A 20162-nucleotide genomic window follows, 5' to 3' on the forward strand; every position below is an offset into this window, starting at 1 on the left:
GCTACGCCGTCGGCGCCGACGCGCTGGGCCGCCAGCGCCTGATCCAGTCGGTCTCGGGCCACTCCTCGGCCGCGGCCATCAACTCGTACATCGTGGCCCGGTCGATCGACTCGCGGATGATGTCGGCGTGCCCGGCGTGCCTGCTGAGCTCCTCGATGAGGTGCATGACCACCCAACGCACCGTCCAGTGGTCGATGTCGGCGGGGAACCACGGCACGTTGCGGGGGACGGGCACCGGGGCGTCGAGATCCTTCTCGGCGAAAACCCTGAGTGTTTCGGCGTTCTGGGCCTTGAGGGCGTCGAGGAGGTCCGCGATGGTCTCGTCGTCGCGCATCGAGTACTGATCGGCGTACTCGGCCATCTGCTCCTCCATCGGGCGTGGATCCGGTGGCGGCGAATCGGGCGCGTACGTGGCACGGTCGGTCCAGCCTTTCTGAACCCCGGCCGCGTGCTTGACCAGGCCGCCGATCGACAGCGCGCTCACCGACGGCGTCGACCGCGCCTGTTCGTCGGTCAGGCCGTAGGCCGCGGCGAAGAACGCGTTCTGCTGGAACTCGAGGAAGTTGATCAGGGTCTGTCGTTCGTCGGCGGCGGGCGGTGGCATACCGGGCATGTGTTCAGTTCTCCTCTGCGGTGTTGTTGGTGTGTGCGTAAGGATCACGGATACAGGCGATTTCGGCGCCATGGTGGATCACTTCCCGGTTGATGTGCAGCACCAGCTCACTCATCGGGTGGTCTGCCCATGGACCCTCGGCCGGCCCGACCGGGCGCTGCAGATCATCCTCGCTCAACGCGCGTACCCCGGTGATCCAATTGCGGTAGGCGTCGTCGAGTTGTTCGAGCGCGGTCTTTGCGTCGGTGGCGTACGGCCACGTCTGGTAGTCGGCGGGCGGACCGCCGAAGTGTGAATGGTTGCGCATCGCGAGGACGCCGACGATGACATGAGCGAGCCGCCACGCGATGGTGGTGAACGGGGTGGGTTGTGGCTCGGGGTAGCTGAAATCGATGGAGCCGTCGGCGTGCACCGTCCAGCAGCCCGGAACCGGCTGCCAGAAGTATTCGTCGTCGGTGAGGCCGTCCAGTCGCGGGCGCAGCTGGTGGGTCCAGTGGAAATCCAGCTGGTCGGCAATCAGGTCGATGTCCATGTAACCCACCCTGACAGGCATATAGGACAGTTCCCGTCCTAAAAGTGCGGCAGACTTGTCGCATGGCGCGCACCGTCGACACCACCGGCCGAGTGGTCCAACTGCTGGGGCTGCTGCAGTCCCGCCGTGTGTGGACCGGTGAGGAACTCGCCGAGCGGCTCGGCGTCACGGGGCGCAGTGTGCGACGCGACATCGAGCGCCTGCGCGAACTCGGCTATCCGGTGCATGCGAGCAAAGGGCAGGGCGGCGGTTACCAACTGGGCGCCGGAATGGCGTTGCCGCCGCTGCTGCTCGACCCCGACGAGGCCGTCGCCATGGCGGTCTGCCTGCGGCTGGCGGCCGGGGGAAGCGTCGCGGGCGTGGGCGAGTCGGCGCTGCGGGCCCTGTCCAAGCTCGACCAGGTCATGCCGGCGCGGCTGCGGTCCCAGGTCGCGGCCATCCACGACGCCACCGTGACGTTGGGGCCCAACGCCACCGACACCGCGGTGGCACCCGACGTGCTGATGACACTGGCCCGCGCGTGCCGCGACCGCGAGCACGTCAGCACCGGCTACACCGATCTGCGCGGCAATCAGACCCAACGGCGACTGGAGCCCTACCAACTCGTCACCACCGGCAGGCGCTGGTACCTGATGGCCTACGACCGTGACCGCGAGGACTGGCGCAGCCTGCGGCTCGACCGGATGTCGGATGTCCGTGCGACCGGCACCACCTTCACCGCGCGCCCCGCACCGGACGCCGCGGCCTACGTCGGCCGCGCGATCAGCGCCTCGGCGTACCCCTACGTGGCGCGGGTACGCTACTTCGCCCCGGAAAAGGTTGTCGCGCAGCGGTTTCCGCCGGGTACGGCGACGTTCGAACCGGACGGTCCCGACGCCTGCATCGTCACTTCGGGCGCCGAGTACCCCGGACAGCTCGCGATGTACTTCGCCACGGTGGGCCACGACTTCGAGGTGCTTGAACCGGCCGAGGTGATCGACGCCGTCGGTGCGATGGCCGACCGGTTGCGCCGCGCCGTCAGGTGATCCCGAGCCGGTCGGTGAGCACCAGGAACGCCACCGCGAAATCGTTGCCCGCGGTCGCGGTGCGCACGGTGTCCCAGTCGACACGTTCACGCACCGCACGTGCAGCGGGCAGCAACGACGCGAAATCGCAATGGTGTTCGTTGAGCGAGCTCAATTTCTCGGCGATCACGAGCGTCGGCGTCAGCACGGGCATCCGGATCGCGCACACGTCGAGCACCTCGACCGTGGCCAGCGTGGCCGAATCCACGGGCACCCCGTTGAGCTGGTAGAGCACGTCGACCATGGCGTCGTCGGCGGTGTAGGCCTTGAACAGCCAGTCCTCCGGGGTGCGGACCACGCGGAAACCGGCCTTCTGCAGCGTCACCTCGGCGGCCTCGGCGTCGGTCTGGGCCACCACGAAGTCGACGTCGTGAACGGGTTCCGGCGCGCCGTACGCCCACAGGGCGTAGCTGCCCGCGAGCGCGAAGTCCGGGCCGTGCGTCTTGAACGCCGAGGCCGCGCGTTTCAGCGCGTCGCGCAGGCTCTCGTTGCGACCGAGCTCGTGATCGACCACGTCCCGTCCCGACTGTCAGCGTGTCTGGTCCGTCCAGATGGGTATCAGGTACCCATGCGGGTGGCCACTTTCAACATCTTGCACGGACGTAGTGTCCACGAGGGCAGCGTCGACCTGGGCAAGCTCGGCGCCGCGGTCGCCGAACTGGATCCCGACATCCTCGGTCTCCAGGAGGTGGACCTGGACCAGCCGCGTTCCGGCAAGGCCGATCTGACCGCGGTCGCGGCCGAGGCCATGGGCGCGGTCTATCACCGGTTCGTCGCCGCGATCTCCGGGACGCCGGGTGCCACGTGGATGGCCGCGACCGGCCGTGAACAACCCGGCACCGCGGCGTACGGGATCGCGCTGCTGTCGCGGTTCCCGGTGGAGAACTGGCAGGTGGTGCGGTTACCGCGGATCCCGACGCGGTTCCCCATGTATCTGTCGGCGGTCAAGCGCGTGCAGATCGTGCACGAGGAACCCCGCGCAGCCGTCGTCGCGCGCATCGACACGCCGCTGGGCTGTATGAGCGTCGCCAACACCCATCTGTCGTTCGTGCCCGGATGGAACCGCATCCAACTGCGCCACCTGGTGCGCGACCTGAAAGGTTTCCCCGGGCCACGCCTGCTGATGGGCGATCTCAACATGGGGCCGGGGCAGCCCGCGCGGTGGCGTGCGCTCGGATCGGCGCTGACCTTCCCGGCCGACGCGCCCGAGCGCCAGCTCGACCACGTGCTCACCGACGATCACATGCTGGAGGTCGAGTCGTGCAGCGCGCCGTGCCTGCCGATCTCCGACCACCGCGCGCTGGTGGTCGACATCGCGGAATGACGCCGTAGGGTTTTGAGATGCACGTCACATCCGCGGAGTCGACGGAGCGGTACACCGGACCGGCCGAGGAGCCACGTCAGCTGGTGGCGGTGACCTACCGGGGGTGCACGCAGCCGTCCATCATCACGGTCGAGGGCGACGGCATCTCGGGTTCGGCGCGGATCGATCCCGGGGACGGTGTGGTCGAGGTGCCGGTGGACGTCGAACGGCCCGTGCCCGGCGAGATCCGGCGTGCACACGCCTCGGGTCTCGGTTTCGATTTCACGGTGGCCGAACCCGGCTGGACGATGTACATGATCAGCCACTTCCACTACGACCCGGTGTGGTGGAACACCCAGGCCGCCTACACCAGTGTGTGGACCGAGGACCCGCCCGGGCAGTGCAGGCAGACCCACGGCTTCGACTTGGTGCGTGCGCATCTCGAAATGGCGCGCCGGGAACCGGAATACAAGTTCGTGCTGGCCGAGGTCGACTACCTCAAACCGTACTGGGACGCCCATCCCGAGGACCGTGCCGACCTGCGCCGGTTCATCGCCTCTGGTCGTGTCGAGATCATGGGCGGGACCTACAACGAACCCAACACCAACCTCACGAGCCCCGAGACGGCGATCCGGAACTTCGTGCACGGCATGGGTTTCCAGCGCGACATCCTGGGCGCGACCCCGGCCACCGCGTGGCAGCTCGACGTGTTCGGCCACGACCCGCAGTTCCCCGGTATGGCGGCCGACGCCGGTCTCACGTCGAGCTCGTGGGCGCGCGGCCCGCACCACCAGTGGGGGCCGATGCAGAACGACGGGGATCCCGAACGCATGCAGTTCTGCAGCGAATTCGAGTGGATCGCGCCGTCGGGCCGCGGACTGCTGACCCATTACATGCCCGCGCACTATTCGGCCGGGTGGTGGATGGATACGTCGGCGTCGCTCGCCGAGGCCGAGGACGCCACGTACACATTGTTCACCAAGCTCAAGCGCGTCGCGTTGACCCGCAACGTCCTGCTGCCCGTCGGCACCGACTACACACCGCCCAACAAGTGGGTCACCGAGATCCACCGGGACTGGAACGCGCGCTACGTGTGGCCGAAGTTCGTGTGCGCGTTGCCGTCCGAGTTCTTCGCCGCGGTGCGCGCCGAGCTCGACGAGCGCGGCATCACGCCGTCACCGCAGACCCGCGACATGAACCCGATCTACACCGGCAAGGACGTCTCCTACATCGACACCAAGCAGGCCAACCGTGCCGCCGAGGACGCCGTGCTGGACGCCGAACGGTTCGCGGTGTTCGCCGGGTTGCTCGGCGGGGCGGACTATCCGCAGGCCGCGCTGGCCAAGGCGTGGGTGCAATTGGCCTACGGCGCGCACCACGACGCGATCACCGGATCCGAGTCCGATCAGGTGTACCTCGACCTGCTGACCGGCTGGCGCGACGCGTGGGAGCTGGGCACGACCGCGCGCTCGGCCGCCCTGCAGCTGTTGTCGGAAGCCGTCGACGGATCGATCGTGGTGTGGAATGCGTTGGCGCACAGCCGCACCGACGTCGTCACGATGCACCTGGACCGCCCGTTTCCCGGCGCGTTGCTGGGCACCGACGGCAACGTGGTGCCCGTCGTGGTCGAGCATGACGGCTTGACCGTGAGCTGGCTCGCGCGTGATGTGCCGTCGCTCGGGTGGCGTTCGTACCGGCTGGCCGACGGTGCCGGGGGCGGGTGGTCGCCTGTGCTGGGGGACGCGATCTCGAACGAACGCTATCGGTTGCGTGTCGATGCCGCGCGCGGCGGTGGGGTGACATCGCTGGTGCGCGACGGGCGGCAACTGATCGCCGGCGGCGGTGTGGGCAACGAGCTTGCGGTGTACGACGAATACTCCGCACACCCGCAGGCTGGTGAGGGCCCGTGGCATCTGCTGCCGAAGGGCCCGGTGGTGTGCTCGTCGGCGGCCCCTGCCGATCATGTCCGGTGTTACCGCAGCGCGGTGGGCCAACGGGTGGTGGTGCGCGGGCGCATCGGTGACCTGCTGCGCTACACCCAGACCATCACGCTGTGGAACGGGCTGGATCGCGTCGACTGCCGCACCGTCGTCGACGAATTCACCGGCGAGGACCGGTTGTTGCGGTTGCGCTGGCCCTGTCCGGTGCCGGGTGCGTTGCCGGTCAGTGAGGTCGGTGACGCCGTGATCGGTCGCGGGTTCGGGCTCATGCACGACGGGGTTTCTGATGGCCGGGCGGGGGATACGGCGGTGGATTCGGCGGTGGATTCGGCACGGCATCCCTGGACGCTCGACAACCCGGCGTACGGGTGGTTCGGGCTGTCGTCGGCGGTGCGGATCCGCATCAATACCGGCGTGCGGGCGGTGTCGGTGGCCGAGGTGGTCACCGCCGACGAGGATCCGGGCGCGGCCCGCGAACTGATGGTGGCCCTGGTACGTGCCGGGGTGACGGCGACGTGCAGCAGCGCCGACAAGCCGCGGTACGGCGATCTGACGGTCGACTCCAACCTGCCCGACACCCGGTTCGCCCTCGGCGGACCCGACGAGAACCCCTTCACCGCAGCGGTTCTCGCCGACGCCGACATGGCCTACACCGACGAGCTCAAACGTCAGCTCGACGCCCACGGCACGGCACGTGTGTGGGTGCCCGCGACCGCGCCGTTGACCGAGGTGTGGGTGCCCGGTGCCGACCTGCGCGGGGTACGTGCCGTAGGGGTGCTGATCCTCGCGGGCGATCTCGATGCGGTCATCGAGGATCTCGTCGACGCCGAGATCTCCGTCGACCAGGAGATCCTCGGCGACCCAGGGTCTTTCGAGGACTTCACCGTCGCGGTGCTCAACCGAGGGGCGCCGGGCTTCGCGGTCGATCCGGACGGCACCCTGCACACGTCGCTCATGCGGTCGTGCACCGGATGGCCGTCGGGCACCTGGATCGACCCGCCGCGGCGCACCGCACCCGACGGCAGCAACTTCCAGTTGCAGCACTGGACACACACGTTCGACTACGCCGTCGTCGCCGGTGACGGTGACTGGCGCGACGTCGGTGCGCCGGCACGCGCCGCCGAGTTCAACCGGCCACTGGTCGCGGTGCCGTCGGAAGACGGCCGCGGGGAGCATCCCGGGGGACTGCCGCCATGGGGATCGCTGCTGGAGATCGAACCGGCCGAAGTGGTGCAGCTCGGCGCGCTCAAGGCGACCGGAAACCCGCTGGCGTCGGGAAGTGTCCACACCGTCCGGCCGGCCGAGGGGATCACCGCGCGCCTCGTCGAGATCACCGGCGCGGCAACCGAGGTGAAGATCCGCTCCGGTCTCCGTAACGCGAGCGGTGCCGTGCCGCTGAACCTGCTGGAGGAGCCGGTCGACGGGGAACCGTCACACCTGCACGGGTACCAGATCGCGACGCTGAGCACCAGGATGAACCTGCCGCAGGTGCTGCGCGGTGAGCACCGTCAACTGGCGCCCGAAGCCGAGGCGGCGCAGCCGTTGTACGCACGCTACTGGCTGCACAACCGCGGGCCCGCACCGCTGGGCGGGCTGCCGGCGGTGGCGTACCTGCACCCGGAAAACGCTGCCGCAGAGCCGGATTCCCAGGTGGCGCTGCGGCTCACCGTCGCCAGCGACTGCACCGACGCGCCCCTGCACGGCCGGGTGCGGGTGACGGTGCCGCCGGGCTGGGCGGTGGCGACCACCGAACTGTCGTTCGTGCTGCCACCCGGCGAGTACCTGGAAACCGAAGTGGTGGTGGATATTCCGCCGGTAGCCGAGCCAGGGTTGTATCCCGTTCGCGCGGAACTCGCCGTCACCGGCGGAGACGCCGTGGGCGTGCCACCGTCGTGGCGGCAGTGCGTCGAGGACGTCTGCGTCGTCACGGTGGGTGAACCCGGCGGGCACATTCTGCGGATGCTGGCCGAACCTCAGCCGGTGGACGTCGCGGCGGGGGATGCGGCGCGCCTGAGCATGACCGTCGGGACCGACGCGCGTGCGGACCTGTCGGCCGAGGCACACCTGATCAGCCCGTGGGGCACCTGGGAGTGGATGGGGCCCGCCGCGGCCGGCGTCGACCTGCCCGCGGGCGGATCCGCCGAGGTCGTGTTCGACGTGGCCCCGCCGCCGTGGGTGGCCCCCGGCGAATGGTGGGCGCTGATCCGGGTCGGCAGTGCGGGCCGGCTGCTCTACTCGCCCGCGGTCCGGGTGGTGGTGCGGTGAGGGCTGTGGCTGCGCGGGTGGCGGGTTCGGCGGTTTTCGTCGACGAGATCGACGAGCGGGAAAGACGTTTGCGTGCTTCGAATCTGGCGTCGGCGCTGCCGCGGCCCGGCGCCAGCGAGGGCCGTCAACTGCGTCGCTGGCTGACCCAGCTCGCGGTGGCCGAGCGTGTCGTGGCCGCCGAGGTGGCCGGTGACGTCGCGCCGGCCGAGGGCGAGTTGTTGCCCGACACGGCCGCACGGTTGGAGATCGGCAGCGTCGCGGCGTCACTGTTGGCCTCGGCGCACGCGCGGGCGGTCTTCATGCGGGTCACGGCGTCGGTCTCGGTGACCGACGACGACGTGGCCGCGTACCACGCCCGCAACCCCTTGCGGTTTGCGCCGAGACCAGATGTGGACGCCGACGGGTGGCGGGGAACGCCGGTCGCGCCGCCGCTGGCCGACGTCGAAAACGCGGTGCGGCAACACCTTCTCGCGGCGGCACGCCGGCGCGAGTTCCGACGGTGGCTCGACGGAAGCTGTGCAAAGCTCGTCGACCTCGCGCCCGGCTACGAACACCCGGGTGACCCGCGCCAACCCGACAACACCCATAGACACTAGGGGCATGACGCTCACCCTGGCCCTGGACATCGGTGGCACCAAGATCGCTGCCGGCCTGGTCGACGACGACGGCACTCTGGTGCATCAGGCTCAGCTGCCCACACCCCACGGCGACGGCGAACTGATCTGGAACGTCGTCGACGAACTTGTCACCGGGGCACTGCGGGCGGCCGACGGCGCGGTGGACGGGGTCGGTATCGCGGCGGCCGGGCCGATCGACCTGCCAGGCGGAACCATCAGCCCCATCAACATCATCGAGTGGCAACGGTTTCCGATCGTCGATCGCGTGGCTGCCGCGACCGGGCTTCCGGTGCGGCTCGGCGGTGACGGACTGTGCATGGCGCTCGGCGAGCATTGGCGTGGTGCGGGCCGGGGTGCGCAGTTCCTGCTGGGCATGGTGGTGTCGACCGGCGTCGGGGGAGGGCTCGTGCTCGACGGGGCGCCGTACGACGGGCGGACCGGCAACGCAGGACACGCGGGGCACGTCATCGTCGAACTCGAAGACGGAGACCTGTGCACGTGCGGTGGGCACGGCTGCGTCGAGACCGTCGCGTCCGGACCCAACATGACGCGCTGGGCGCGCAGGCAGGGTTGGCAGGCACCGGCCGATGCCGACGCCAAGGAGCTCGCCGACGCGGCCAACGCCGGGGATGCCGTCGCGCTCGCGGCGTACCGGCGCGGTGCACGCGCGGTCGCGGCGATGATCGCGTCGGTGGGCGCGGTGTGCGATCTGGACCTGGTGGTGATCGGCGGCGGGGTCGCGAAGTCGGGGGCGCTGTTGTTCGACCCGATCCGCGAGGCACTGAAGAACTACGCGGGCCTGGATTTCCTGCGGACCCTGCAGGTGGTGCCTGCCGAACTCGGCGGAGATGCCGGCCTGATCGGGGCGGCGGCGCTGGCCCGGGCGTGAGCCTGCGCGTCGCCCTGGCGCTGACTTGGTGCAGCGACTAGCTGCGGTGACGACGCGGCGCACGCCCGGCGGCGGTGAGCGTGCGCGCACTGCTGAGGATCTACGGTGTGCCGAGGGGCAGACACGCACGCTCGCGGTGCAAGGGGGCCCAGGTGCGAGGTGCCCCGTTTTGGCTGATCGGGGGTGAGTCGGCTAGTCTTGTCGAGTTCCACCGAAGACCGTCGGTCACCGATGAGCGCTCGCGCGAAGAGCAAGAGCCTCGGCAATCGGTTGAAGGTCCGGGATTTCCCGGCGGCCCACGCAGGAGGACGAGGCTAGAGCCCAGTTGTGCTGGTTTTTCGCGCCCCGACCTGTCTGCGTCGGGGCGTTCGTCATTTCCGGACATTCTTGACCTTCTGTGACTGTCGAGGCGGAACGCCCGATACCCATCACAAGGAGGCATGCATGGCCAAGGCTGACAAGGCCACGGCGGTTGCCGACATTGCCGAGCAGTTCAAGGCGTCGACGGCCACCGTCGTCACCGAGTACCGCGGGCTGACTGTGGCCAACCTGGCTGAGCTGCGTCGTGCCCTCGGCGACTCCGCCACGTACACCGTCGCCAAGAACACTCTGGTGAAGCGCGCCGCTTCGGAAGCCGGCATTGAAGGCCTCGACGAGCTGTTCGCCGGTCCCACGGCGATCGCGTTCGTCAAGGGCGAAGCGGTCGATGCCGCCAAGGCGATCAAGAAGTTCGCCAAGGACAACAAGGCGCTCGTCATCAAGGGCGGCTACATGGACGGCAAGGCGCTGTCCGTCGCCGACGTCGAGAAGATCGCCGACCTGGAGTCCCGCGAGGTGCTGCTGGCCAAGCTGGCAGGCGCCATGAAGGGCAACCTGTCGAAGGCTGCCGGTCTGTTCAACGCGCCCGCTTCTCAGGTGGCCCGGCTCGCTGCCGCGCTGCAGGAGAAGAAGGCCGGCGAAGAAGCCGCATAGAGCGCCTGCTCTGTCGCTGCGAAAACAACCACATACAACGTCCAATAAGAATCAGGAAGGACCATAAACATGGCCAAGCTGTCCACCGAGGAACTGCTCGACGCTTTCAAGGAAATGACCCTGCTGGAGCTCTCTGAGTTCGTGAAGCAGTTCGAGGAGACCTTCGAGGTCACCGCCGCCGCTCCGGTCGCGGTTGCCGCTGCCCCGGGTGCCGCCGCCGGCGGTGCCGCCGAGGCCGCCGAGGAGCAGTCGGAATTCGACGTCATCCTCGAGGGTGCCGGCGAGAAGAAGATCGGCGTCATCAAGGTCGTCCGCGAGATCGTCTCCGGCCTGGGCCTGAAGGAAGCCAAGGATCTCGTCGACAGCGCGCCCAAGCCGCTGCTGGAGAAGGTCACCAAGGAAGCCGCCGACGACGCCAAGGCCAAGCTGGAAGCTGCCGGCGCCTCGGTCACCGTCAAGTAGTCCTCGCGACTGCTCGATTTTCCAGGAGAAGTCCCCCGGATCTTTCGGATCCGGGGGACTTTTGCTGTTTGTGACTCCGCAAAGGGAATAGATCGACGCAACGGTGATCACGCGATAGCCGGTGCGCTAAGGTGACTCAAACCACAGGCCAGAGCGGGTGGTGTGGTAGGCGTAGCGGGAAGGATCTTTGATGGGCGTCCAAATCGACGTGACGGGGTTGAGCAAGTCTTTCGGGTCGTCAAAGATCTGGGAAGACGTGACCATGTCGATCCCGGCCGGCGAGGTGAGCGTGCTGCTGGGCCCCTCCGGTACCGGCAAATCCGTGTTCCTGAAGTCGCTGATCGGTTTGCTCCGCCCCGAACGTGGCTCCATCGTCATCGACGGCACCGACATCCTGCAGTGCTCGGCCAAGGAGCTCTACGAGATCCGCACGCTGTTCGGTGTGCTGTTCCAGGACGGCGCGCTGTTCGGCTCGATGAACATCTACGACAACACCGCGTTCCCGCTCCGTGAGCACACCAAGAAGAGCGAGAGCGAAATCCGCAAGATCGTGATGGAGAAGCTCGACCTGGTCGGTATGCCCAACGACGGGCACAAGTTCCCCGGTGAGATCTCCGGCGGTATGCGCAAGCGCGCCGGTCTGGCCCGCGCACTCGTGCTCGATCCGGAGATCATCCTCTGCGACGAGCCGGACTCGGGTCTGGACCCGGTGCGTACGGCCTACCTGTCGCAGCTGCTGATCGACATCAACGCGCAGATCGACGCGACCGTGCTGATCGTGACGCACAACATCAACATCGCCCGCACCGTGCCCGACAACATGGGCATGCTGTTCCGCAAGCAGCTGGTGATGTTCGGCCCGCGTGAGGTGCTTCTGACCAGCGAGGAGCCGGTGGTCAAGCAGTTCCTCAACGGCCGCCGTATCGGCCCGATCGGTATGTCGGAGGAGAAGGACGAGGCCACCGCGGCCGCCGAGCAGGCCCTGGTGGACGCCGGCCAGCACGACGGCGGTGTCGAGGAGATCGAGGGTGTGCCGCCGCAGCTGCAGGCCACCCCGGGTATGCCCGAGCGCAAGGCCGTGGCCCGCCGTAAGGCCCGCGTGCGCGAGATCCTGCACACCCTGCCGCCCGCCGCGCAGGCCGCGATCCTCGAAGAGCTCGACCGCGACCAGCCGCAGCTGTCCGCCCCGACCGCCCAGACGGCCGCCACCGCGCCCGTCGAGAACTACGACGACTCGCCGACGGGCGTCATCGAGGTGCCCAAGCAGGCGTGAGTTTGCCGCGATCAGGCCGGGCCGTCACGGCCCGGCCTGACGTGTCTCAAGGGGCAGGCGCGCGGGCAACCGCGTCGGCCCCACCCGCCGCGATTTCGGCGATTTTCTCCGGATTTCCACGCCCGCAACGATTTTCGCTAAGATGACGGAGGTGTGTGCAGCCGGCCGGTCGGGTCGTCGCACGCACCGGCGGGTGCCGGTCCACATGACGGTGCCGGCCGGAACGGGACCGTACGACGACCGCGGGCAGGCGGGAGTGGGCGGACGCACCCAGGATCGGCGGTTGCCGGTCGTGGCCCGGGTGTGCCGGCGCGCTGGGTGGCGGGTGGAACGTCACGCGAGCGCAATTCCCCCCACCAATCAGCGTGTTCGCTCTTGACGGACGGCCCCGGACGGGCCAATCTGTTGGGCAGCATGTTCGAACGGGTTGAGGACGCCAGCCAGCGCCGGGTGACCCAGCTCATGCGCCCGAGGGGTTTGGTTGAGGAATGCGCCGTTCTGCGCTATCGTTGGACGTTGCGCTGGCTGCACCCTGCCCACCTCACCTGTACCTGACACCGTGGTCCTAGCCTGAGTAGTTTGCTCAGTACCTGGTCCTGTGTCGTTGCGTCCAGGGTTCTGGACAGGCCCAAGCCAGCCGAACCGACGCAGAATCGCGACAGAGATCCGGCGAATGCCGCATCCGAATAGTCGCATGAGGTGCTGGAAGGATGCATCTTGGCAGTCTCTAGCCAGAGCAAGTCGAACGCTATCACCAATAACTCCGTCCCAGGGGCACCGAACCGAGTTTCATTTGCCAAGCTCCGTGAACCGCTTGAGGTTCCGGGGCTGCTCGACGTTCAGACGGATTCCTTCGAGTGGCTGGTCGGGTCCGACCGGTGGCGGCAGGCCGCCATCGACCGCGGCGAGGAGAACCCCGTCGGCGGCCTCGAAGAGGTCCTCGCCGAGCTTTCCCCCATCGAGGATTTCTCGGGCTCGATGTCACTGTCCTTCTCGGATCCGCGCTTCGACGAGGTCAAGGCCTCGGTCGACGAGTGCAAAGACAAGGACATGACGTACGCGGCCCCGCTGTTCGTCACGGCTGAGTTCATCAACAACAACACCGGCGAGATCAAGAGCCAGACGGTCTTCATGGGTGACTTCCCGATGATGACCGAAAAGGGCACCTTCATCATCAACGGCACCGAGCGCGTCGTGGTGTCGCAGCTGGTCCGTTCGCCGGGCGTGTACTTCGACGAGACCATCGACAAGTCCACCGAGAAGACGCTGCACAGCGTCAAGGTGATCCCCGGCCGCGGTGCGTGGCTGGAGTTCGACGTCGACAAGCGCGACACCGTCGGTGTGCGTATCGACCGCAAGCGCCGCCAGCCGGTCACCGTGCTGCTCAAGGCGCTCGGTTGGACCAACGAGCAGATCGTGGAGCGCTTCGGCTTCTCCGAGATCATGATGGGCACGCTGGAGAAGGACACCACCTCCGGCACCGACGAGGCCCTGCTCGACATCTACCGCAAGCTGCGCCCGGGCGAGCCGCCGACCAAGGAGTCCGCGCAGACCCTGCTGGAGAACCTGTTCTTCAAGGAGAAGCGCTACGACCTGGCCCGTGTGGGCCGTTACAAGGTCAACAAGAAGCTGGGCCTGAACGCGGGCAAGCCGATCACCAGCTCGACGCTGACCGAAGAGGACGTCGTCGCGACCATCGAGTACCTGGTGCGTCTGCACGAGGGTCAGACCTCGATGACCGTCCCGGGTGGCGTCGAGGTTCCCGTCGAGGTCGACGACATCGACCACTTCGGCAACCGTCGTCTGCGCACCGTCGGTGAGCTGATCCAGAACCAGATCCGCGTGGGCCTGTCCCGCATGGAGCGTGTCGTGCGTGAGCGCATGACCACCCAGGACGTCGAGGCGATCACGCCGCAGACCCTGATCAACATCCGTCCCGTCGTGGCGGCGATCAAGGAGTTCTTCGGCACCAGCCAGCTGTCGCAGTTCATGGACCAGAACAACCCGCTGTCGGGTCTGACCCACAAGCGTCGTCTTTCGGCGCTGGGCCCCGGCGGTCTGTCCCGTGAGCGCGCTGGCCTCGAGGTCCGCGACGTGCACCCCAGCCACTACGGCCGCATGTGCCCGATCGAGACCCCTGAGGGTCCCAACATCGGTCTGATCGGTTCGCTGTCGGTGTACGCCCGCGTGAACCCGTTCGGCTTCATCGAGACGCCGTACCGCAAGGTCGAGAACGGTGTGGTCACCGACCAGATCGACTACCTGACCGCCGACGAGGAGGACCGCCACGTCGTGGCGCAGGCCAACTCGCCGACCGACGAGAACGGCCGCTTCACCGAGGACCGCGTCATGGTCCGCAAGAAGGGCGGCGAGGTCGAGTTCGTCTCCGCCGACCAGGTGGACTACATGGACGTCTCGCCGCGCCAGATGGTGTCGGTCGCTACGGCCATGATCCCGTTCCTCGAGCACGACGACGCCAACCGCGCCCTGATGGGTGCCAACATGCAGCGCCAGGCGGTTCCGCTGGTGCGCAGCGAGGCACCGCTGGTGGGTACCGGTATGGAACTGCGCGCCGCGATCGACGCCGGTGACGTGGTCGTCGCCGACAAGACCGGTGTCATCGAGGAGGTCTCGGCCGACTACATCACGGTCATGGCCGACGACGGCACGCGTCAGTCCTACCGCCTGCGCAAGTTCGCCCGGTCCAACCACGGCACGTGCGCCAACCAGCGTCCGATCGTGGACGCCGGCCAGCGTGTCGAGGCCGGCCAGGTCATCGCCGACGGCCCCTGCACCCAGAACGGTGAGATGGCCCTGGGCAAGAACCTGCTCGTGGCGATCATGCCGTGGGAAGGCCACAACTACGAGGACGCGATCATCCTCTCGAACCGCCTGGTCGAAGAGGACGTGCTCACCTCGATCCACATCGAGGAGCACGAGATCGATGCCCGCGACACCAAGCTGGGCGCCGAGGAGATCACCCGGGACATCCCGAACGTCTCCGACGAGGTGCTCGCTGACCTCGACGAGCGCGGCATCGTCCGCATCGGCGCCGAGGTCCGCGACGGCGACATCCTGGTCGGCAAGGTCACCCCGAAGGGTGAGACCGAGCTGACCCCGGAGGAGCGGCTGCTCCGCGCGATCTTCGGTGAGAAGGCGCGCGAGGTCCGCGACACGTCGCTGAAGGTCCCGCACGGTGAGTCGGGCAAGGTCATCGGCATCCGCGTGTTCAGCCGCGAGGACGACGACGAGCTGCCCGCGGGCGTCAACGAGCTGGTCCGCGTCTACGTCGCCCAGAAGCGCAAGATCTCCGACGGCGACAAGCTCGCCGGACGCCACGGCAACAAGGGCGTCATCGGCAAGATCCTGCCCGTCGAGGACATGCCGTTCCTGCCGGACGGCACGCCGGTCGACATCATCCTGAACACCCACGGTGTGCCGCGTCGTATGAACATCGGCCAGATCCTGGAGACCCACCTCGGGTGGGTGGCCAAGGCCGGCTGGAACATCGACGTCGCCGCGGGCGTGCCGGACTGGGCGTCCAAGCTGCCCGAGGAGCTGTACTCGGCTCCCGCGGACAGCACGGTGGCGACCCCGGTGTTCGACGGCGCGCAGGAAGGCGAGCTCGCCGGTCTGCTCGGCTCGACCCTGCCGAACCGCGATGGTGAGGTCATGGTCAACGCCGACGGCAAGGCGACGCTGTTCGACGGCCGCAGTGGTGAACCGTTCCCGTACCCGGTGACGGTTGGCTACATGTACATCCTGAAGCTGCACCACCTGGTCGACGACAAGATCCACGCGCGTTCGACCGGTCCGTACTCGATGATCACCCAGCAGCCGCTCGGTGGTAAGGCGCAGTTCGGTGGTCAGCGCTTCGGTGAGATGGAATGTTGGGCCATGCAGGCGTACGGCGCTGCCTACACCCTGCAGGAACTGCTGACCATCAAGTCCGACGACACGGTGGGCCGCGTCAAGGTGTACGAGGCGATCGTCAAGGGCGAGAACATCCCTGAACCCGGTATCCCCGAGTCGTTCAAGGTGTTGCTCAAGGAGCTGCAGTCGCTGTGCCTCAACGTCGAGGTGCTCTCCAGCGACGGCGCGGCGATCGAGATGCGTGACGGTGACGACGAGGACCTGGAGCGCGCTGCCGCGAACCTGGGAATCAACCTGTCCCGCAACGAATCCGCGTCCGTCGAGGATCTCGCGTAGAGCCTCGTCCGAAGACCGCCTCAGTAGTCAAGTTTCAACACCCGCAAGGGGAAAGGGAGTTACGTGCTAGACGTCAACTTCTTCGATGAACTCCGCATCGGTCTCGCGACCGCGGACGACATCCGCAACTGGTCTTACGGCGAGGTCAAGAAGCCGGAGACCATCAACTACCGCACGCTCAAGCCCGAGAAGGACGGCCTGTTCTGCGAGAAGATCTTCGGACCGACTCGCGACTGGGAGTGCTACTGCGGCAAGTACAAGCGTGTCCGCTTCAAGGGCATCATCTGTGAGCGCTGCGGCGTCGAGGTGACCCGCGCCAAGGTGCGCCGTGAGCGGATGGGCCACATCGAGCTGGCCGCGCCCGTCACGCACATCTGGTACTTCAAGGGTGTCCCGTCGCGTCTGGGCTACCTGCTGGACCTGGCCCCGAAGGATCTGGAAAAGATCATCTACTTCGCGGCCTACGTGATCACCTCGGTCGACGAGGAGATGCGGCACAACGAGCTGTCCACGCTCGAAGCCGAGATGGCCGTCGAGAAGAAGGCCGTCGAGGATCAGCGCGACGCCGACCTGGAGGCCCGCGCCCAGAAGCTCGAGGCCGACCTGGCCGAGCTCGAGGCCGAGGGTGCCAAGTCCGACGTGCGTCGCAAGGTGCGCGACAGCGGCGAGCGCGAGATGCGTCAGCTGCGCGACCGTGCCCAGCGTGAGCTGGACCGGCTCGACGAGATCTGGAACACCTTCACCAAGCTCGCTCCCAAGCAGCTCATCGTCGACGAGGTGCTCTACCGCGAGCTGCAGGACCGCTACGGCGAGTACTTCACCGGCGCCATGGGCGCGGAGTCGATCAAGAAGCTCATCGAGAACTTCGACATCGACGCCGAGGCCGAGTCGCTGCGCGAGGTCATCCGCAGCGGCAAGGGGCAGAAGAAGCTGCGCGCGCTCAAGCGTCTGAAGGTCGTCGCGGCGTTCCAGCAGTCGGGCAACTCGCCCATGGGCATGGTGCTCGACGCCGTTCCGGTGATCCCGCCGGAGCTGCGCCCCATGGTTCAGCTCGACGGTGGCCGCTTCGCGACCTCCGACCTGAACGACCTGTACCGCCGCGTCATCAACCGCAACAACCGGTTGAAGCGTCTGATCGACCTCGGCGCGCCCGAGATCATCGTGAACAACGAGAAGCGCATGCTGCAGGAGTCTGTGGACGCGCTGTTCGACAACGGCCGCCGCGGCCGTCCGGTCACCGGGCCGGGCAACCGTCCGCTCAAGTCGCTGTCGGATCTGCTCAAGGGCAAGCAGGGCCGGTTCCGTCAGAACCTGCTCGGTAAGCGTGTCGACTACTCGGGCCGTTCGGTCATCGTGGTCGGTCCGCAGCTCAAGCTGCACCAGTGCGGTCTGCCCAAGCTGATGGCTCTCGAGCTGTTCAAGCCGTTCGTGATGAAGCGTCTGGTCGACCTGAACCACGCGCAGAACATCAAGAGCGCCAAGCGCATGGTCGAGCGTCAGCGTCCGCAGGTGTGGGACGTGCTCGAAGAGGTCATCGCCGAGCATCCGGTGCTGCTGAACCGTGCACCCACGCTGCACCGCCTGGGTATCCAGGCCTTCGAGCCGCAGCTGGTCGAGGGCAAGGCCATCCAGCTGCACCCGCTGGTGTGTGAGGCCTTCAACGCCGACTTCGACGGTGACCAGATGGCCGTGCACCTTCCGCTGAGTGCGGAGGCGCAGGCCGAGGCCCGCATCCTGATGCTGTCGTCGAACAACATCCTGTCCCCGGCGTCGGGCAAGCCGCTGGCCATGCCGCGTCTGGACATGGTGACCGGTCTGTACTACCTGACCACCCTCGTCGAGGGTGCGACCGGCGAGTACCAGCCCGCCACCAACGATGCTGCCGAGCAGGGCGTCTACAGCAGCCCGGCCGAGGCCATCATGGCCATGGACCGCGGTGCGCTGAGCGTCCGAGCCAAGATCAAGGTGCGGCTGACCGATCTGCGTCCGCCGGCCGACATCGAGGCCGAGCGGTTCCCGGAGGGCTGGAAGCCGGGCGACGCGTGGACCGCCGAGACCACGCTGGGCCGCGTCATGTTCAACGAGCTGCTGCCGAAGAGCTATCCGTTCGTCAACGAGCAGATGCACAAGAAGGTCCAGGCCCGGATCATCAACGATCTGGCCGAGCGCTTCCCGATGATCGTGGTGGCGCAGACCGTCGACAAGCTCAAGGACGCCGGCTTCTACTGGGCCACCCGTTCGGGTGTCACCGTGTCGATGGCCGACGTTCTGGTGCCGCCGCAGAAGCAGGAGATCCTGGAGCGGCACGAGGCCGAGGCCGACGCGATCGAGCGCAAGTACCAGCGCGGCGCGCTGAACCACACCGAGCGCAACGAGTCGCTGGTCAAGATCTGGCAGGACGCCACCGAAGAGGTCGGTAAGGCCCTGGAGGAGTTCTACCCGGCGGACAACCCGATCATCACGATCGTGAAGTCGGGCGCCACGGGTAACCTCACCCAGACGCGCACCCTGGCCGGCATGAAGGGTCTGGTGACCAACCCGAAGGGTGAGTTCATCCCGCGTCCGATCAAGTCCTCGTTCCGCGAGGGCCTGACGGTGCTGGAGTACTTCATCAACACCCACGGTGCCCGTAAGGGTCTGGCCGACACCGCTCTTCGTACCGCCGACTCGGGTTACCTGACCCGTCGTCTGGTGGACGTGTCGCAGGACGTCATCGTGCGCGAGCACGACTGCGAAACCGAGCGCGGCATCAACGTCACGCTGGCCGAGCGCGGCCCCGACGGCACGCTCATCCGCGACGCGCACGTCGAGACCTCGGCGTTCGCCCGCACGCTGGCCACCGATGCGGTCGACGCCGACGGCAACGTCGTCATCGAGCGCGGTCATGACCTGGGCGACCCGGCCATCGACGCGCTGCTGGCAGCCGGCATCACCACGGTGAAGGTCCGCTCGGTGCTGACCTGCACCTCGGCGACCGGTGTGTGCGCGATGTGCTACGGCCGCTCGATGGCCACCGGCAAGCTCGTCGACATCGGCGAGGCCGTCGGTATCGTCGCCGCGCAGTCGATCGGTGAGCCCGGTACGCAGCTGACCATGCGCACCTTCCACCAGGGTGGTGTGACCGGTGGCGCCGACATCGTCGGTGGTCTGCCCCGTGTGCAGGAGCTGTTCGAGGCTCGTGTGCCGCGGAACAAGGCGCCCATCGCCGATGTCGCGGGCCGCGTGCGTCTGGAGGAGAGCGACAAGTTCTTCAAGATCACCATCGTTCCCGACGATGGCGGCGAAGAGGTTGTCTACGACAAGCTCTCGAAGCGTCAGCGTCTGCGCGTGATCACCCACGAGGACGGCACCGAGGGTGTCCTCTCCGACGGTGACCACGTCGAGGTCGGCGACCAGCTGATGGAAGGCGCCGCCGATCCGCACGAGGTGCTGCGTGTCCAGGGCCCGCGCGAGGTGCAGATCCACCTCGTCAAGGAGGTCCAGGAGGTCTACCGGGCCCAGGGCGTGTCGATCCACGACAAGCACATCGAGGTCATCGTCCGGCAGATGCTGCGTCGCGTCACGATCATCGATTCGGGCTCGACGGAGTTCCTGCCCGGTTCGCTGACCGAGCGTGCCGAGTTCGAGGCGGAGAACCGCCGGGTCGTCGCCGAGGGTGGCGAGCCCGCGGCAGGCCGTCCGGTGCTGATGGGTATCACCAAGGCGTCGCTGGCCACCGATTCGTGGCTGTCGGCGGCGTCGTTCCAGGAGACCACTCGCGTGCTGACCGATGCGGCGATCAACTGCCGCAGCGACAAGCTGAACGGTCTGAAGGAGAACGTGATCATCGGCAAGCTGATCCCGGCCGGTACCGGTATCAGCCGCTACCGCAACATCCAGGTGCAGCCGACCGAAGAGGCCCGTGCCGCTGCGTACACGATCCCGTCCTACGAGGATCAGTACTACAGCCCGGACTTCGGCCAGGCCACCGGTGCCGCGGTGCCGCTGGACGACTACGGCTACTCGGATTACCGCTAAGCAGTA

At 67.5% G+C, this 20162-nt stretch carries 13 protein-coding genes; 10 read left to right on the forward strand and 3 right to left on the reverse strand.

Annotation, left to right across the window (positions count from 1 at the left end; translation table 11 throughout):
* Window position 1 precedes the first annotated feature (1 nt).
* Window positions 2-613 (reverse strand): DinB family protein, encoded by a 612-nt coding sequence (locus AT701_RS07075; RefSeq protein WP_003892744.1) that lies wholly within the window; start codon window positions 611-613, stop codon window positions 2-4.
* 4 nt (window positions 614-617) lie between these two features.
* On the reverse strand, window positions 618-1145 hold the full coding sequence (locus AT701_RS07080; RefSeq protein WP_058125532.1) for a DinB family protein: 528 nt from the start codon (window positions 1143-1145) through the stop codon (window positions 618-620).
* A 62-nt stretch (window positions 1146-1207) separates the two neighbouring features.
* Here AT701_RS07080 and AT701_RS07085 point away from each other — a divergent pair, with 62 nt between their 5' ends.
* Entirely contained in the window at window positions 1208-2170 is a 963-nt protein-coding gene (locus tag AT701_RS07085) for a helix-turn-helix transcriptional regulator (RefSeq protein WP_058125533.1), read from the forward strand.
* On the opposite strand, the gene AT701_RS07090 is transcribed toward AT701_RS07085, so the two are convergent.
* Entirely contained in the window at window positions 2163-2723 is a 561-nt protein-coding gene (locus AT701_RS07090; protein WP_011727622.1) for a nucleotidyltransferase family protein, read from the reverse strand. The genes AT701_RS07085 and AT701_RS07090 overlap by 8 nt on opposite strands.
* Window positions 2724-2777: 54 nt before the next feature.
* Here AT701_RS07090 and AT701_RS07095 point away from each other — a divergent pair, with 54 nt between their 5' ends.
* From AT701_RS07095 to AT701_RS07135, 9 genes are all read left to right on the forward strand, one after another.
* Window positions 2778-3533, forward strand: coding sequence for an endonuclease/exonuclease/phosphatase family protein (locus AT701_RS07095; RefSeq protein WP_003892748.1), 756 nt, complete (start codon window positions 2778-2780; stop codon window positions 3531-3533).
* A gap of 17 nt (window positions 3534-3550) precedes the next feature.
* The gene (locus AT701_RS07100; protein WP_058125534.1) at window positions 3551-7717 is read left to right on the forward strand and encodes a glycoside hydrolase family 38 N-terminal domain-containing protein; all 4167 of its coding nucleotides are present in this window, start codon (window positions 3551-3553) and stop codon (window positions 7715-7717) included.
* Window positions 7642-8313, forward strand: coding sequence for a DUF7158 domain-containing protein (locus AT701_RS07105; RefSeq protein ID WP_416188433.1), 672 nt, complete (start codon window positions 7642-7644; stop codon window positions 8311-8313). Before AT701_RS07100 ends, AT701_RS07105 begins: the two co-directional genes overlap by 76 nt.
* A 4-nt stretch (window positions 8314-8317) precedes the next feature.
* Window positions 8318-9223, forward strand: coding sequence for an ROK family protein (locus AT701_RS07110; protein ID WP_058125536.1), 906 nt, complete (start codon window positions 8318-8320; stop codon window positions 9221-9223).
* Between the two features lie 444 nt (window positions 9224-9667).
* The gene (gene rplJ / locus AT701_RS07115) at window positions 9668-10195 is read left to right on the forward strand and encodes a 50S ribosomal protein L10 (RefSeq protein WP_003892752.1); all 528 of its coding nucleotides are present in this window, start codon (window positions 9668-9670) and stop codon (window positions 10193-10195) included.
* A 69-nt stretch (window positions 10196-10264) separates the two neighbouring features.
* The gene (rplL, locus tag AT701_RS07120) at window positions 10265-10657 is read left to right on the forward strand and encodes a 50S ribosomal protein L7/L12 (protein ID WP_003892753.1); all 393 of its coding nucleotides are present in this window, start codon (window positions 10265-10267) and stop codon (window positions 10655-10657) included.
* Between the two features lie 190 nt (window positions 10658-10847).
* Window positions 10848-11930, forward strand: coding sequence for an ABC transporter ATP-binding protein MceG (gene mceG, locus AT701_RS07125; RefSeq protein ID WP_003892754.1), 1083 nt, complete (start codon window positions 10848-10850; stop codon window positions 11928-11930).
* A 699-nt stretch (window positions 11931-12629) separates the two neighbouring features.
* On the forward strand, window positions 12630-16139 hold the full coding sequence (gene rpoB / locus AT701_RS07130) for a DNA-directed RNA polymerase subunit beta (protein ID WP_058125537.1): 3510 nt from the start codon (window positions 12630-12632) through the stop codon (window positions 16137-16139).
* Window positions 16140-16202: 63 nt separating this feature from the next.
* Window positions 16203-20156, forward strand: a complete 3954-nt coding sequence (locus AT701_RS07135; RefSeq protein ID WP_058125538.1) for a DNA-directed RNA polymerase subunit beta' — start codon at window positions 16203-16205, stop codon at window positions 20154-20156.
* The last annotated feature ends 6 nt before the right edge of the window (window positions 20157-20162 follow it).

Source organism: Mycolicibacterium smegmatis (genome assembly GCF_001457595.1).
In the GTDB taxonomy this organism is placed as follows: Bacteria; Actinomycetota; Actinomycetes; order Mycobacteriales; family Mycobacteriaceae; genus Mycobacterium; species Mycobacterium smegmatis.